Consider the following 14,407-nt stretch of genomic DNA (forward strand, 5'->3'; position numbering starts at 1 on the left):
GAGAGGAACCCCTGCCGCCATGGCAATCCACCCCGTCCCGCACACCCGCCAGGCCGATCCGCCCCCCGCCGTCGACGGCCCCTGGCGCGACCCTTCGCTGAGCCCCGAGGAGCGGGTCGCCGATCTGACGGCCCGGATGACACTGGAGGAGAAGACCGCCCAGCTCTACGGGATCTGGGTGGGCGCCGACGCGGAGGGCGACGGAGTCGCCCCGCACCAGAACGACATGGTCGACCCGGTCGACTTCGAGGACATCACCACGCGCGGACTCGGCCAGCTCACCCGCCCGTTCGGCACCGCCCCGGTCGACCCGGGCGTCGGCGCCGTCGCGCTGGCCACGGCCCAGGGCAGGATCTCCGAGGCGGGCAGGTTCGGCATCCCGGCCCTCGCCCACGAGGAGTGTCTGGCCGGCTTCACCGCCTGGGGCGCGACCGCGTATCCGGTTCCCCTGGCCTGGGGAGCGGCCTGGGACCCGGAGCTGGTCGCCGAGATGGCCCACCGGATCGGCACAGACATGCGGTCGGTCGGGGTCCATCAGGGCCTCGCCCCGGTCCTGGACGTGGTGCGGGATCTGCGCTGGGGCCGCGTGGAGGAGACCATCGGGGAGGATCCCTACCTCGTCGCGACCATCGGTACGGCCTACGTCCGGGGCCTGGAGTCGTCCGGGATCGTCGCCACCCTCAAGCACTTCGCGGGCTACTCCGCGTCGGCGGGCGCCCGTAACCTCGCCCCGGTGCGGGCGGGCGCACGCGAGATGGCGGACGTGATCCTGCCGCCGTTCGAGATGGCGATCCGCGAAGGTGGAGCCCGGTCGGTGATGCACTCGTACGCCGAGATCGACGGTCTGCCCGCCGCCGCCGACCCGGCCCTGCTCACCGGGCTGCTCCGGGACGCCTGGGGGTTCGGCGGAACGGTGGTCGCCGATTACTTCGGCGTCGGTTTCCTGGAGACGCTGCACAAGGTCGCCGCCGGGCGCGGTGACGCCGCGCGGCTGGCCCTCACCGCCGGCGTCGACGTGGAACTGCCCACCGTACGCAGTTACGGCGACGCGCTCGTCGCCGCCGTGCGCGACGGTGCGGTGGCCGAGGAGCTGGTGGACCGCGCCCTGCGCCGGGTTTTGCTGCAGAAGTGCGAGCTGGGCCTGCTCGACCCGGACCGGCCCGCCCTCCCCGACGCGCTGGACGGGGTGGACCCGGAGCGGGCACGCGGCACGGTGGACCTCGATCCGCCGCGGAACAGGGCTCTGGCCCGGGAGCTCGCCGAGCGGTCCTGCGTCCTGCTGGCGGACGCGGGGGGAACGCTGCCGTTGCGGGGCACCGGGCGGATCGCCGTCGTCGGCCCACGCGCCGACGACCCCCTGGCCATGCTCGGCTGCTACTCCTTCCCGAGCCACGTCGGGGTCCAGCACCCCGAGGCGCCCATGGGCATCGAGGTGCCGACCCTGCTGGAGGCGTTGCGCGGGGAGTTCCCGGACGCGGACGTCGACCACGCGCAGGGCTGCGAGGTGGACGGTACGGACGCCTCCCGGATCCAGGAGGCCACCGCCCTCGCGGCCGGGGCGGACGTCTGTGTGGCCGTGCTCGGTGACCGGGCCGGACTCTTCGGCCGCGGCACATCCGGAGAGGGCTGTGACGCGACCGACCTGGCGCTGCCAGGTCTCCAGGGCGAGCTGCTGGACGCGTTGCTCGCTACCGGCACGCCCGTCGTCCTGGTGCTGCTGACGGGGCGCACGTATGCGCTCGGCGGATGGGCGGACCGGCTGGCCGGTTGCGTGCAGGCGTTCTTCCCCGGCGAGGAGGGCGGTCCGGCGCTCGCGGGTGTGCTCTCGGGGCGGATCAACCCCTCGGGGCGTCTGCCCGTGAGCGTGCCCAGCGACCCCGGTGGCCAGCCGTGGACGTACCTGCAGCCGCCGCTGGGCCGGGCCAACGGGGTCAGCAGTCTGGACCCGACCCCGCTCTACCCCTTCGGCCACGGACTCTCGTACACCTCGTTCGGCTGGGAGCCGGGTGCCGACGTGCCGGCCGAGCTCCCCACCGACGGCGAGACGGACCTCGAGATCACGGTCCGCAACACGGGCGACCGTGACGGGGCCGAAGTGGTCCAGCTCTACGTCCATGACCCGGTCGCCCAGATCACCCGACCCGAGGCCCGGCTGATCGGATACGCCCGGGTGCCGCTCGCCGCGGGGGAGTCCCGGAAGGTCAGTTTCCGCTTCCACCCGGACCTGGTCTCCTTCACCGGGACCGGAGGGTTCCGGATCGTCGAACCAGGTGACCTGGAGCTCCGTTTCGCCACGTCCAGCGATGCGGCCGACGTGAAGCACACCGTACGGCTGCGTCTCACCGGAGCCGAGCGCGTCGTCGACCACGGCCGCCGCATGGTCTGCGCCACCTCGGTCGACGCGCTGGTCGCGCAGGACTGAGTACGAGGGCTCACGCCCCTCCGCGCGGTCTCCGCACACCCTCCCAGGGGTGCGGAGACCGCGTCGAAACTTTCGAAGGCCGCCTATGCGGTCCCCGTCCACGTGCTGGAATTCTGGAAGGCCGACCCGGCCGTGGTACTCCAGTACCTCGTGATGGACGTCGGCGGCGGCGGACCCGGATGTCCGGGCCCACCGGCCGGAGCGGGACGAGGAAGGCGGCAGGGATGAGCATCGAGATCTCGGACACCGAGGGGCGGGGCGCGAGGCTGGAGGTGGCCCCTGGGGCCACGGACGGGCCGCTTCGGGTAGGAATCCGGATCGAGGGCCGCTCGTCGCGCGTTTCCTGGTCCTGTTCCCCGGCCGCCGCCAGGGCGCTGGCGGCGGTACTCGTCGCGGCGGCCGCCGAGGCGGAGGACGCGCGTGCGGTGGAGCCCGTCACCGTCAAGGCGCGGGAGCTGTTGCGTGGAGACGTGCGGGACGGGGACCGGCGCATGACGGTGGAGGCCGCCAGGACGGACGGGGCCGAGGTCCGGGTGACGTGGACCTCTGGAGCTGGGCGCAGCTGGACCCAGACGTACGACGCCGAAGCAGGCATCCGGCTCCGGCGCCGCCGGTCGGCGTAGCGCGGCGCGCCTCGTGGTACGTCACATCTCGTAGTACGGCGAAAGTCGTAGTACGACGAGAGTCGTAGTACGGTGAATCTCGAACGAACAGACGGTCCGGCGCGCCCGGGCCGTCGCGTCCCGAGAATCCGGAGTCCCCTGTGAGTGCACTGTTCGAGCCCTTCACCCTGCGTTCGCTGACCATTCCCAACCGGCTGTGGATGGCCCCGATGTGCCAGTACAGCGCGGAGGTGTCCGGCCCCGACGCGGGCACGGTCAACGCGTTGCACCACGTCCACTACGGCGCCCGCGCCGTCGGCGGCACCGGCCTCGTCCTGGTCGAGGCCACCGCCGTCAGCCCGGAGGGCCGGATCAGTCCCGCGGACCTCGGTATCTGGAACGACCGCCAGGTGGAGGCGTTCCGCGACCTCACCGGCTTCCTGGCCGGCCAGGGGACGGTGCCCGGAATCCAGCTCGCCCACGCCGGACGGAAGGCGTCGACCGACCGCCCCTGGCTCGGCGGTGCACCCATCGGCGTCGCCGACGCCGAGGGCTGGACGCCGGTCGCCCCGAGCCCTCTCGCGTACGACGAGGCGCACACGGTGCCCTCCGAGCTGAGCGTCGAGGACATCCAGCAGGTCGTGCGGCAGTTCGCCGACGCCGCCCGTCGGGCGCTCGACGCGGGCTTTGAGGTCGCCGAGATCCACGGAGCACACGGCTATCTGATAGGTGAGTTCCTGTCCCCGCACAGCAACCACCGCACCGACGCCTACGGCGGCTCCTTCGAGAACCGCACACGCTTCGCACTGGAGGTCGTGGACGCCGTGCGCGCCGTCTGGCCCGAGGAGCTCCCGCTGTTCTTCCGCGTCTCCGCCACCGACTGGCTGACCGAGAACGCGGACGACCCGCGCGAGGGCTGGACCGCGGACGACACCGTCCGCTTCGCCCGCGAGCTGCTCGCGCACGGCGTCGACCTGTTGGACGTCTCGACCGGCGGCCTGGCGCCGAAGGCGCGGATCCCCGTGGAGCCCGGCTATCAGGTGCCCTTCGCCGAGCGGGTACGCAAGGAGACCGGCCTCCCGGTGGCAGCGGTGGGGCTCATCACGGACCCCGTGCAGGCCGAGAAGGTACTCGCCGACGGCAGCGCCGACGCGGTCCTTCTGGGCCGGGAACTGCTGCGCGACCCCTACTTCGCCCGCAACGCCGCACGGGCGCTCGGCGGCGACGTCCACGTGCCCGAGCAGTACGGGTACGCGGTGTGACGCCGCGTCCGTGGGTACGCTGAGCGGCGATGTTCACTCCCCAGGGCCCCACGTTGCGCGAACTGGCCGTACAGGCGCTCTCCTCGACGATGCGCGGATACGACCTGCTCGCCCCGAAGTTCGACCTGACTCCCTACCGGACCCCGGACCGGGTACTCGAAGCCGTCGCCGACGCGGTACGGCCCCTCGGGCCGTTCGGCCGGGGCCTGGACGTCTGCTGCGGCACCGGAGCGGGCGTGGGTGTGTTGCGGACGTTGTGCCAGGAGCGGGTCACCGGTGTCGACTTCAGTGCCGGCATGCTGGACGTCGCCCGGGCGGCGGACGCCGGGAGCGCCGGAGGGCCGGCGGTCGACTGGGTCCGGGCCGACGCCCGCGCGCTGCCGTTCGCGCACGCCTTCGACCTGGCCCTGAGTTTCGGGGCGTTCGGCCATTTCCTGCCGGAGGAACGCCCCGCACTGTTCGACCAGGTGCACGCGGCGCTGCGGCCCGGCGGGCTGTTCGTCTTCCCGGTGGGCGCCCCGCCCGCAGTGGGGTCCCGGGCCTACTGGTCGCTGCTCGGCTTCGACCTGGCCATGCGGGCGCGCAATCTGCTGTGGCGCCCGCCCTTCGTCATGTACTACCGCACGTTCCCGCTCGCGGGGGTGGTGGACGACCTCGTACGGACCGGATTCACGGTGCGGCTGCGGCCGTTGGAGGAGTTCGGCCGGAGACCGGACGGCAGCCCCCGCGTCCGGCTCGTGACGGCGTTCCGTGGATAGAACTACGACGACTCTCGTACGATGAAGGACCCTTTACGAAGTGGAGCCATTGTGACGACGAACGCCACGCGCGTGCTCGCCCACCCCTCGCGGGAGGAGATCCGCGTAGAGGGCGTGCTCCACGCGCTCTCCGACCCGATCAGGCTCCGGATCGTTCGCCAGCTGGCAGGGGCGACCGACGACCAGGCCTGTTCCCAATTCGATCTCCCGGTCTCCAAGTCCACCACCACCCACCACTTCAGGGTGCTCCGCGAGAGCGGCGTCATCAGCCAGTTCTACCGCGGTACCGCGAAGCTGAGCTGTGTGCGGGCGGAGGACCTGGACGCACTCTTCCCGGGCCTCCTGGACAGCGTGCTCGGCGGCGCGGACCGGCAGGCCGAGCGCCTCGGCCAGGGCTGACGTCCTGGGCCACCGGGAATCTCCAGGATTCCCGACACGAGTCGGGCTGACGGTCAGCGGCGCGAGCGGACGATGCGGCGGCAGCGCAGGCGCTGCCCGGTTTCCCGCAGGGTCCGCGCGGCAGGGCGTGCTGGGCGGTCACCGGGCCGTGCGACGCTTTCAGATCTGGTTCTCACCGCCGTCGACGTACAGGTTGGCGCCCATCATGTAGCTGCTGTCCGCCGAAGCGAGGAAGGCCACGGCGGCCGCAACCTCCTCCGGGCGCCCGATCCGGCCGATCGCGACTTCGGCGCCGAGCTTCGCCTTGAAAGCGGCTGCGTTTTCCTCACCCACGAGTTCGGTGATGCCGGAGGTGTCGATCGGTCCGGGCGAGATCGCGTTGACGCGAACGCCCCTGCTGCTGAGTTCGTTGGCCCAGGTCCGCGCGAAAGACCGGACGGCGGCCTTGGACGCCGCGTAGGCACCGAACGCCGGTGTGCCGTGGTCGGCGGCCGTGGAGGCGTTCAGGATGACCGAGGCGCCGTCATTCAGGAGCGGCAGCGCCTTCCGCACGGTCAGGAACGTGCCCTTGACGTTGACCTCGAAGATGCGGTCGAAGTCCTCGCCGGTGGTCTGCTCCAGCGTCGCGAACGAAGCGGTGGCCGCGTTGGCGAACAGCACGTCAAGGCCCATCCCTCGCTCGCGCACCGCGCCGTACAGCCGGTCCAGATCGGCCGGGTCCGTGATGTCACCCGGCACCGCGGTGACCGCGGTGCCGATGGACTCGACCGCTTCCTTCAGTTCGACCTCGCGCCGGCCGGTGATGAACACGTGCGCTCCCTCCGCCGCCAGCCGTGCGGCGGTGGCTCGGCCGATGCCTCGCGTCCCGCCGCCCGTGACGACAGCCGTCTTGCCTTCGAGTTTTCCCATGACGTGGCCTCTCCCTATTTCTGTTCCGACCGGGACAGAATGAGACCGTAGCACTTCTGTTCCGGTCGGAACAGAAGGGGTATGATCTGGAGCGTGGAAGCTACGAACAGGGCACCGGTCGGCCGGCCTCGAGGGTTCGACACCGACGAGGCCCTGCAACGGGCCATGGTCGTCTTCTGGGAACACGGCTATGACGCCGTCAGCCTCACCGACCTGACCCGCGCGATGGGAATCACGAAGACCAGCATGTACGCGGCCTTCGGCAACAAGGAGGACCTCTTCCGAAAGGCCCTGGAACGTTACGCCGAAGGGCCTGCCTCCTACAGCGCCCTCGCACTGCGGGAGCCCACCGCCCGGGAGGTGGCCGCCGCCTACCTCACCGGCTCCGTCCGTGCCTCCACCCGGGCCGGCTGTCCGGCCGGATGCCTCGGCGTCCAGGGCTTCCTGGCCGCGGGCCGTCTCGGGCAGAGCGCCGGCGACGCTCTCGCCGCGTGGCGCAACGACAACAGGGCACACCTTCACGACCGCTTCCGACGCGCCATCGACGAGGGCGACCTGCCCGCCGACGCCGACCCGGACACTCTTGCCCGCTACCTCATGACCATGGCGAACGGCGTCGCGGTCCAGGCGGCCATGGGCGCCACCCGGGACGAGCTCCAACAGGTCGTGGACGCCGCCCTCCACGCCTGGCCCCCCGCCTGACGGGCCGGTCCACGGTTGATGCCGGGGCGCGTCGGCCTACGGCCGGCTGGTGCTCACCCCCGGACCGGCCCGTCAGCGCCTGACGCTGTCGCCACGGGCCGCGTCGAGCAGCCCCGACCAGTCGGGGATCTTCACCCGCCCGCGTCCGAGCGAGCGGCCGAGTGCCGTCTCCGCGCGTTCGATGGCCAGCCAGCCGTCCCATTCCACCGGCCGTAGCCCCTGAGCCCGCAGAGCACCCAGGGGGTCGGTTGCCACCTCCCGGCCGGCCAGCAGCGACGCGTCCTCGATGAGCGAGGCGACCGTCTCCTTGGCGCACGATCTGTTGGAGCCGATCACCCCGGTGGGACCACGCTTGATCCACCCGGCCACGTACTCGCCGGGCGACACGGTTCCGTCCCTGGTCACCCGCCCCGCCAGATGCGGCACGGTGCCGCGCACCGGGTCGAAGGGCAGGCCGGGCAGGGGCGTCCCCCGGTATCCCACGGCCCGCAGGACGAGCTGGGCCTCGATGTCCTCGTACGTCCCGGTGTCCCGTACGCCTCCGGCGCCGTCAGGCGCCGTCCGCGCGAACCGCACTCCCGCGACCCGCCCGTCCCTCTCCAGCAGTTCCACCGGGCGCAGGAAGAACCGCAGCCGGATGCGGCGCTCGCGGTCGGCGGCCCCGGACGGCGGATCCGCCGCCCACCCGCGCAGGACGTCCAGATTGCGCCGGACCACGGCGGGCAGTGCCGCCCCAGGGTCCTCCGCCGTACCCGCGTACGCCGGATCGAGTGCGAGATCCGTCCCGTCGACGACGACCCCCGCCCTGGGGAGCGTGCCGAGCTCGCGCAGTTCCTTGGTGGTGAACCTGGCCTGCGAGGGGCCGCGCCTGCCGATGATGTGCACTTCACGCACCCGGCTCGCCCCCAGTGCGTCCAGGGCGGCCCGCGGTACGTCCGTGCCCCGCAGCTCGGCCGCGCCGCGGGCGAGGATCCGGGCCACGTCGACCGCCACGTTGCCGACCCCGACCACCACGGCCGAACGCGCCAGGAGAGGGAAGCCGTCGACGGCGGCGTCGGGGTGGGCGCTGTACCAGGAGACGAATTCGGTGGCGGAGAAACTCCCCGGCAGCCCCTCACCGGGTACGGCGAGCGGCCGGTCGGCCGCCGCGCCGACGCAGTAGACCACCGCGTGGTACAGCTCCTTCAGCCGGGCGGGTGACAGGCCACCCGCGCCACCCACCTCGACATGTCCGACGAACGTGATCCGTTCGTCCTCCAGGACGGCCCGGAGGCTGCTCTGCAGTGACTTGATCTTCTCGTGGTCGGGTGCCACGCCGTAGCGCACCAGTCCGTACGGCGTGGGCAGCCGGTCCAGCACGTGCACCCGCACCTCGGGTACCCGCGTCTGCCGCAACAGGGCCTGAGCCGTGTAGACCCCGCTGGGGCCCGAACCGACGACGGCGACACGGAGCACGGCGCACCTCCTCCCGGACGATGCCTCCAGCATGGCACCGCCACGCGGAGGAGGGGAGTGGTGCGGCCCGGCACCCTTCAGGCCATCAGGCCGCGCATCCGGTCGATCTCCACCGTCTGCTGGGCGACGACGTCGTTGGCCATCTCCTCCACCAGCACGTTGTTGCCGTCCGCGAGAGCCTCGGTGGCCATGGTGACCGCACCCTGGTGGTGGGTGATCATCAGCTCGAGGAACAGCCGGTCGAAGGCCTTGCCCTGCGCGGCACGCAGCCGCCCTATCTGCGCGTCGGTCGCCATGCCGGGCATCGCGGAGTGGTCGTGCGTCTCCTCGCGGTCGTCGCCGCCGTTGTTCTTCAGCCAGCCCTCCATGGCACCGATCTCGGGCTTCTGGGATGCCGAAATGCGTCGCGCGAGCCGTTCGACGGACGGGGAGGACGCCCGTCCGGGGACGAGCGCGGTGAGTACCAGGGCTTGTTCGTGGTGCTCGATCATCATGCGGGCGTACCGGAAGTCGGCGGAGTTGGGCGTATCGTCCCCGGCGGCTTCCGCCGCTTCCTCGGCCGACAGCGTCCTGGCCGGTTCTCCGGGCTTCCCGGGCGCCACGACCGACATGCCCTTGTCCGCCCCAGACGCTTCGCCGCTGCCGCTGCCGCTGCCGTCGTCGCAGCCGCCCAGTGCGAGAACTGCGGCCAGGAGCGTCACCGTCAGGGCGGGTGAGCGCAGGCGTGTAATTCGACGGGGCATCAACACGGCGACCTCCATTGCCACATGAGTCTGTTGCAGACCGTCCTAACACCTTCCGCCGGGCCGTGATCAAAAACTTTTATTACGTCTCTGTTGCCATCTGTTGGTGTGTACATGCGAGGGACGATACTGCCGGGGTCCAAGAACCGTTCGTCGGCGAACGGATACAAGGGAGGACACAGTGACTTCGTTGCACACCACCAGCGTGCGGCGCAGACGTCTGGGCGCGGCAGCAGCCGCGGCCGGGCTCATCGCGACGCTGTTCACGGCCGGGCCCGCGGCCGCGACACCGGACCCGGGCGACACCGCCACCACCCGCAGCGGTGTCTCCGCGAGCGAGCAGGCCGAAGCACGGGCCGCGATCGAGAGCGGCGAGATACCCGGCGTGGACGAGATCGTCCACAGCGCCAACATCGAACACCTCGCGAACGTCCCCAAGGACGCGCTCCAGGGGAACAACACGGACCTGGCGTTCCAGGGCACCTACGCCTACGCCGGGAACTACGACGGCTTCCGGATCTTCGACATCCGCAACCCGAAGAAGCCGAGGACCGTCGCGCAGGTCCTGTGCCCCGGTTCGCAGAACGACATCTCGGTCTCCGGGAATCTCCTCTTCCTGTCGACCGACTCCTCCCGCAGCGACAACTCCTGTGCCAGCACCACCCAGCCGGCCACGGAGAAGTCCTCCTGGGAGGGCATGAAGGTCTTCGACATCAGCGACAAGCGCAACCCGAAGTACGTCGCCGCCGTCGAGACCGCCTGCGGTTCGCACACCCACACGATCGTGCCCGAGCGCAAGAGCGTGTACGTGTACGTCTCGTCGTACTCGCCCAACGAGACCTTCCCGGACTGCCGGCCGCCGCACGACGGGATCTCCGTCATCAAGGTGCCGCGCAGCGCGCCCGAGGACTCCCGGATCGTGAACTTCCCGGTGCTCTTCCCGGACGGCGGCAACCCGGGCGCGCCGGCCAATCCCGGCGTCTCGAAGACCACCGGGTGCCACGACATCACCGTCCTGCCGTCGAAGGACCTGGCAGCCGGGGCGTGCATGGGTGACGGCCTGCTGTTCTCCATCAAGGACCCGGAGAACCCGAAGATCATCGACCGGGTGCAGGACAACGTGAACTTCGCGTTCTGGCACTCGGCGACCTTCAACCAGGACGCCGACAAGGTCGTCTTCACCGACGAGCTCGGCGGCGGTGGCGCGGCCACCTGCAACGACGAGATCGGCCCGACCCGTGGTGCCGACGGCATCTACGACATCACCGGCAGGGGGGACCACCGCAAGCTGGTCTTCCGCAGCTACTTCAAGATCGACCGTCCGCAGGCGGACACCGAGGTGTGCGTCGCGCACAACGGCTCGATCATCCCGGTCAAGGGCAAGGACCTCATGGTCCAGGCCTGGTACCAGGGCGGTATCTCCGTATGGGACTTCACCGACTCCTCGAAGCCCGAGGAGATCGCGTACTTCGAGCGCGGTCCGGTCTCCACGGACGCGGTCACCACGGCCGGCCCGTGGTCGGCGTACTACTACAACGGCCACATCTACTCCAACGACATCGCCAAGGGCTTCGACGTCCTGAAGCTCAACGACCGGAGGACCGACCCGGCGAAGAAGGTGCGGCTGCCGGAGCTCAACGTGCAGACGCAGCCGGACTACTTCGGCCGCTGATCCGTCCACGCCTCCCGCAGATGAGCGCGAGTGCCCCGCCGGGCGGTGTCCGCCCGGCGCGGCACGCATATCTCATTGACCCATGAGCGGCACCGGGACATGCTTGACCCCTGGTTCCGGCGATGCGGGGGATCGCCGGAATCAGGCCGCGGGGTCACGTGCCGCCCGGTCGCTCAGGCGGCCGGCCGGACGCTGGTACCCGAGGCGGTGGCCCACTCCACCAGCAGGTGCTGGTACTCCGTCTCGTCCTCGGCGGACAGCAGTCCGCCCGAGCGCTGCCACAGGTCACGGATCTCGGCGTTGACGACAGAGGCGGGGCGCACGGCGACGGACGTGTTCGGATACGGGGACATGTCCACCAAGCTAAACCCCCTTCGGGCTCCCGGCCCCCTTCGTGGACAGGGATATCCCTCACACCCCCTGCCGGAATCCTTCACGGAACGCGGTGGGTGGGCCCGGCGGCTTCCCGCCGTTCCGTGTACGTGGTGTATCCGGCTACGGACAACGCGACCAGGGCGGCCCCCGACAGCACCCCGCCCAGTACGTCACTCATCCAGTGCACACCCAGGTAGACGCGTGTGAGGGACACACCGGCCACGGAGACGGCGGCCAGTGCCAGTGACCCCCACCACACCGATGGCTCCACGCCGTGCAGGCGTAGCAGCCACATCAGGAGCCCGCAGGCCACCGCCGCGCTCATGGCGTGTCCCGAGGGGAAGGCCGCGTAGTGCGCCGAGTCCACCGGGTCGGGCCACTGCGGGCGTTCCCGGCCCACGGCCCACTTCAGCCCCTGCTGCAGCAGGGTGCCGACCAGGCTGGTCGCCGCCACCCAACCCGCGAGCAGGCGCGCACCTCGCCGCCACAGCGTGATCACGACCACGGCGGTCAGGACGCGCATCGTCCAGGGATCCCACACCCAGTCCGTCAGCACCCGGCTGGCCCGGACCAGTCCCGGCTCGTCCACCGCCCTGCGGTGCAGACCGTCGGCCACCGTGGTGTCCAGCGAGATCAGCGGCGGCCAGCGGACCGCGACCAGCACGAGGACGACGAGGGACAAGGCGGCGCAGACGAGGCCGGTGGTCAGGAAGGGGACTCGGGTGCGGGGAGGGAAAGGAGGGGAGTGCATGGGGTCGATACTCGTGCACGATCCGTGCGAGAAGCTATCCCAGTGCCCTCAGACCCGGTACGAAGGCCACCAGCAGGGGGACCACGGGCACCAGCGCTGCGGCTGCGGTCAGCCGCAGCCGGCGGCCGGCCGTGAGCCGTTCCACCGGCGTGAGAAGGCGGTTCACCCTCAGCGGCATCTGCGCGCCCGAGGTCGGTGCGGGACCGAACACCCCGCGGTCCTCGTTGAGTTCGACCAGGGCGAGGGCGGTCGTGAGGCGTCCGAAGCGCCGTGACGCCACATCGTCCGCGGCGAGTTCGACGAGACGGTGCATCTCGTCGCGGAACGCGGCGAACACTGGTACCTGGGGGAACCCGGTCGCGAGTGCGTCCGAGCAGTGCAGGAGCCAGTCGTGGCGGGCCTGCGCGTGGCCCTGCTCGTGCGCCAGCACGGCATCGAGCTGACGGCCCTTCAGCCGGTTGAGAGCCGCGGTGGTGATGACCAGTTGGGGTGCCGTCCCCGACATCCACCACGCGTCCGGCCGTTCGCCCTCCAGTACGACGAGGCGTCCGCTGCCGGGTTCCTCTCCGGGCATCAGCGGGGAACGGACCAGCAGTTCGGTGCGCCGCCGCCTGCGACGGGCCCGGGCCCGGTGGATCTCCCGTACGAGCATGGCGGCGGTCCATACGCCGCCGAGTGCCAGCAGGACCGCGATGACCGCCGACCACGGGCCGTACGCGCCCAAGGCGTACGCCTCGACCACGGCGTGCGGGGCGGGTGCGAAGACATGGCCGCGGACCGCCTGCCAGGCGGCGGCCGCGCTGAAGGTCATGGAGAGCCCGAACGACAACAGGACGCCCGCGACCACGCACTGCCACACCCACAGGGCCACGACGGGCTCACGCTCAGGCCATCGGGCCCTGGCCATCAGGCCCGGGGCCACGACGGCGGCCAGTGCACCGAGCAGCAGGAGCGCGAGGGAGACCAACATGGGCGTCAGCCTATGAGTGCCGCGGTGTCCAGGGGTATGGCCGCGCACGTCAAGTGACGTACGACACGGGCCGCAGGGCCCTGCCTCACAGGGTGAGCAGCATGGCGAACATGGCTATGCCCATGGTCAGCCTGCACGCCAGGGCCAGCTCCGGCCGCGCACCCCAGGCCGGGGCCGTCAGGCCACCGCCGGCCGGCGCGGGAGCAGGTATGAGCTGCCCCGCCGAGCCCAGGACGTAGAGCGCGTAGTAGATGAGCAGGGCCCCCGTGATCACAGGGATGCCTCCGGATCCGGCGGCCCCCGCGCCGTGGCCCGGGTGGCCGCCCCCCGGCGCCATGGCCACGGCCATGTAGACCATGGCCAGCGAACCCACCAGGTGGTGCAGATGATGGCCGCCACGCCTGGCGCACACCACGGCGTGCAGCGAGGCGGCGCCGAATACCGCCGCGTACACCGCCCACGTCCGTTCCGGGAGTGTGAACAGGGCGGCGGGCATCGCCATCGCGGCCATCCCGAACCCCATCAGAGCCTCGGCGCGCGCCGATCCGCGTTCCCGCGCCGTGCTGTCGCGCGCCCGCAACAGGCAGTAGGCACCCGTGGCCCCGCACAGCACCATGAGCAGCCAGCCGGACAGCGCCGGTCCGTGCACGGTGCACCTCCCCCCTGGGATCACGCCGGTGTCGTCCCATCGATGCCCCGTTCCTGTCGCCCCTACCGGGGCGCATTGGAGTACTGGGGGGAGCGCGCCGGGGGCCTGCGGAGGCTGGTCGGGGCCGGGTTAGTCTCGGGAAAGCACAGTCGACAGCGCACCACCGGAGACGCCACATGGACATCGCACCGGCCACGGCACGGGCAGAACTGACCTTCCGCGACGCGACGGAGGGCGATGTGCCGGTGCTGGTGCGACTCGTCGAGTCCGCCTACCGGGGCGACGCCAGCCGTGCCGGATGGACCACGGAGGCGGACATCCTCCAGGGGCAGCGCACCGACGCCGACGGGGTCCGCGAGGTGCTCGCGGCCCCCCACGGCCGGGTCCTCCTCGTCGAGCGGGGCGATGATCCGGTCGCGTGCTGCCAGCTCGAACACCGCGGGAAGGCCGCGTACTTCGGCATGTTCGCGGTCAGACCGGATCTGCAGGGCGCGGGCCTCGGCAAAGTGATCATCGCGGAGGCGGAGCGCACGGCCCGCGACAGCTGGGGCGTGAGCGAGATGCACATGACGGTGATCTCCGTCCGCGAGGAGCTGATCGCCTGGTACGAGCGCCGGGGGTACCGCCGTACGGGAGAGCTGACACCCTTTCCGTACGGCGACGAGCGCTTCGGTATCCCGCAGCGTGACGACCTCACGTTCGAGCTGCTGGTCAAGGCGCTGTAGCCCGCAGGTGGGA

General features: G+C 71.2%; 15 protein-coding genes. 8 read left to right on the forward strand and 7 right to left on the reverse strand.

The features are described 5' to 3' along the window. Positions 1-19 precede the first annotated feature (19 nt). The 5 genes from ABT001_RS18685 to ABT001_RS18705 all read left to right on the forward strand — a co-directional run bounded on the left by ABT001_RS18685 (position 20) and on the right by ABT001_RS18705 (position 5,443). Complete coding sequence (locus ABT001_RS18685) at positions 20-2,422, forward strand: beta-xylosidase/alpha-l-arabinosidase (RefSeq protein ID WP_351278488.1); 2,403 nt, start codon at positions 20-22, stop codon at positions 2,420-2,422. Positions 2,423-2,646: 224 nt separating this feature from the next. Beyond that, complete coding sequence (locus ABT001_RS18690) at positions 2,647-3,045, forward strand: hypothetical protein (RefSeq protein WP_351278490.1); 399 nt, start codon at positions 2,647-2,649, stop codon at positions 3,043-3,045. Between the two features lie 140 nt (positions 3,046-3,185). Further along, complete coding sequence (locus tag ABT001_RS18695) at positions 3,186-4,286, forward strand: NADH:flavin oxidoreductase/NADH oxidase (protein ID WP_351278492.1); 1,101 nt, start codon at positions 3,186-3,188, stop codon at positions 4,284-4,286. Positions 4,287-4,315: 29 nt separating this feature from the next. Then, on the forward strand, positions 4,316-5,044 hold the full coding sequence (locus ABT001_RS18700; RefSeq protein WP_351278495.1) for a class I SAM-dependent methyltransferase: 729 nt from the start codon (positions 4,316-4,318) through the stop codon (positions 5,042-5,044). A 21-nt stretch (positions 5,045-5,065) separates the two neighbouring features. Beyond that, on the forward strand, positions 5,066-5,443 hold the full coding sequence (locus ABT001_RS18705) for an ArsR/SmtB family transcription factor (RefSeq protein WP_502967482.1): 378 nt from the start codon (positions 5,066-5,068) through the stop codon (positions 5,441-5,443). A 159-nt stretch (positions 5,444-5,602) separates the two neighbouring features. Here ABT001_RS18705 and ABT001_RS18710 read toward each other — a convergent pair whose 3' ends face one another. Then, on the reverse strand, positions 5,603-6,352 hold the full coding sequence (locus ABT001_RS18710) for an SDR family NAD(P)-dependent oxidoreductase (protein WP_351278500.1): 750 nt from the start codon (positions 6,350-6,352) through the stop codon (positions 5,603-5,605). A gap of 93 nt (positions 6,353-6,445) precedes the next feature. On the opposite strand from ABT001_RS18710, the gene ABT001_RS18715 reads away from it, so the two are divergent. Then, complete coding sequence (locus tag ABT001_RS18715; RefSeq protein ID WP_351278503.1) at positions 6,446-7,054, forward strand: TetR/AcrR family transcriptional regulator; 609 nt, start codon at positions 6,446-6,448, stop codon at positions 7,052-7,054. Positions 7,055-7,126: 72 nt separating this feature from the next. On the opposite strand, the gene ABT001_RS18720 is transcribed toward ABT001_RS18715, so the two are convergent. Both ABT001_RS18720 and ABT001_RS18725 read right to left on the reverse strand, forming a co-directional pair. Continuing rightward, on the reverse strand, positions 7,127-8,509 hold the full coding sequence (locus ABT001_RS18720) for an FAD-dependent oxidoreductase (protein WP_351278506.1): 1,383 nt from the start codon (positions 8,507-8,509) through the stop codon (positions 7,127-7,129). A 77-nt stretch (positions 8,510-8,586) separates the two neighbouring features. Beyond that, positions 8,587-9,252 (reverse strand): DUF305 domain-containing protein, encoded by a 666-nt coding sequence (locus tag ABT001_RS18725; protein WP_351278508.1) that lies wholly within the window; start codon positions 9,250-9,252, stop codon positions 8,587-8,589. Between the two features lie 181 nt (positions 9,253-9,433). Between ABT001_RS18725 and ABT001_RS18730 the strand changes: the two genes are divergently transcribed. Beyond that, positions 9,434-10,924 carry an LVIVD repeat-containing protein gene (locus tag ABT001_RS18730; protein WP_351278511.1) on the forward strand — a complete coding sequence of 497 codons (1,491 nt, stop codon included), beginning with the start codon at positions 9,434-9,436 and terminating at the stop codon, positions 10,922-10,924. A 173-nt stretch (positions 10,925-11,097) separates the two neighbouring features. Here ABT001_RS18730 and ABT001_RS18735 read toward each other — a convergent pair whose 3' ends face one another. From ABT001_RS18735 to ABT001_RS18750, 4 genes are all read right to left on the reverse strand, one after another. Continuing rightward, the gene (locus ABT001_RS18735; protein WP_351278513.1) at positions 11,098-11,277 is read right to left on the reverse strand and encodes a hypothetical protein; all 180 of its coding nucleotides are present in this window, start codon (positions 11,275-11,277) and stop codon (positions 11,098-11,100) included. An 80-nt stretch (positions 11,278-11,357) separates the two neighbouring features. Next, complete coding sequence (locus ABT001_RS18740; RefSeq protein ID WP_351278515.1) at positions 11,358-12,050, reverse strand: phosphatase PAP2 family protein; 693 nt, start codon at positions 12,048-12,050, stop codon at positions 11,358-11,360. 34 nt (positions 12,051-12,084) lie between these two features. Next, the gene (locus ABT001_RS18745) at positions 12,085-13,020 is read right to left on the reverse strand and encodes a M56 family metallopeptidase (protein WP_351278517.1); all 936 of its coding nucleotides are present in this window, start codon (positions 13,018-13,020) and stop codon (positions 12,085-12,087) included. A gap of 85 nt (positions 13,021-13,105) precedes the next feature. Continuing rightward, positions 13,106-13,669, reverse strand: a complete 564-nt coding sequence (locus ABT001_RS18750; protein ID WP_351278520.1) for a DUF5134 domain-containing protein — start codon at positions 13,667-13,669, stop codon at positions 13,106-13,108. A 176-nt stretch (positions 13,670-13,845) separates the two neighbouring features. Between ABT001_RS18750 and ABT001_RS18755 the strand changes: the two genes are divergently transcribed. After that, on the forward strand, positions 13,846-14,394 hold the full coding sequence (locus tag ABT001_RS18755; protein WP_351278523.1) for a GNAT family N-acetyltransferase: 549 nt from the start codon (positions 13,846-13,848) through the stop codon (positions 14,392-14,394). Positions 14,395-14,407: the final 13 nt, after the last annotated feature.

Source organism: Streptomyces sp. NPDC002793 (genome assembly GCF_040295485.1).
Classification (GTDB): Bacteria; Actinomycetota; Actinomycetes; order Streptomycetales; family Streptomycetaceae; genus Streptomyces.

What these genes read in the sequence shown, in the direction of transcription:
- ABT001_RS18685 (WP_351278488.1), top strand. Translation starts at nt 20, where the DNA reads ATGGCAATCCACCCCGTCCCGCACACCCGCCAGGCCGATCCGCCCCCC.
- ABT001_RS18690 (WP_351278490.1), top strand. Translation starts at nt 2,647, where the DNA reads ATGAGCATCGAGATCTCGGACACCGAGGGGCGGGGCGCGAGGCTGGAG.
- ABT001_RS18700 (WP_351278495.1), top strand. Translation starts at nt 4,316, where the DNA reads ATGTTCACTCCCCAGGGCCCCACGTTGCGCGAACTGGCCGTACAGGCG.
- ABT001_RS18705 (WP_502967482.1), top strand. Translation starts at nt 5,066, where the DNA reads ATGAAGGACCCTTTACGAAGTGGAGCCATTGTGACGACGAACGCCACG.
- ABT001_RS18710 (WP_351278500.1), bottom strand. Translation starts at nt 6,352, where the DNA reads ATGGGAAAACTCGAAGGCAAGACGGCTGTCGTCACGGGCGGCGGGACG.
- ABT001_RS18725 (WP_351278508.1), bottom strand. Translation starts at nt 9,252, where the DNA reads ATGCCCCGTCGAATTACACGCCTGCGCTCACCCGCCCTGACGGTGACG.
- ABT001_RS18735 (WP_351278513.1), bottom strand. Translation starts at nt 11,277, where the DNA reads ATGTCCCCGTATCCGAACACGTCCGTCGCCGTGCGCCCCGCCTCTGTC.
- ABT001_RS18740 (WP_351278515.1), bottom strand. Translation starts at nt 12,050, where the DNA reads ATGCACTCCCCTCCTTTCCCTCCCCGCACCCGAGTCCCCTTCCTGACC.
- ABT001_RS18745 (WP_351278517.1), bottom strand. Translation starts at nt 13,020, where the DNA reads ATGTTGGTCTCCCTCGCGCTCCTGCTGCTCGGTGCACTGGCCGCCGTC.
- ABT001_RS18755 (WP_351278523.1), top strand. Translation starts at nt 13,846, where the DNA reads ATGGACATCGCACCGGCCACGGCACGGGCAGAACTGACCTTCCGCGAC.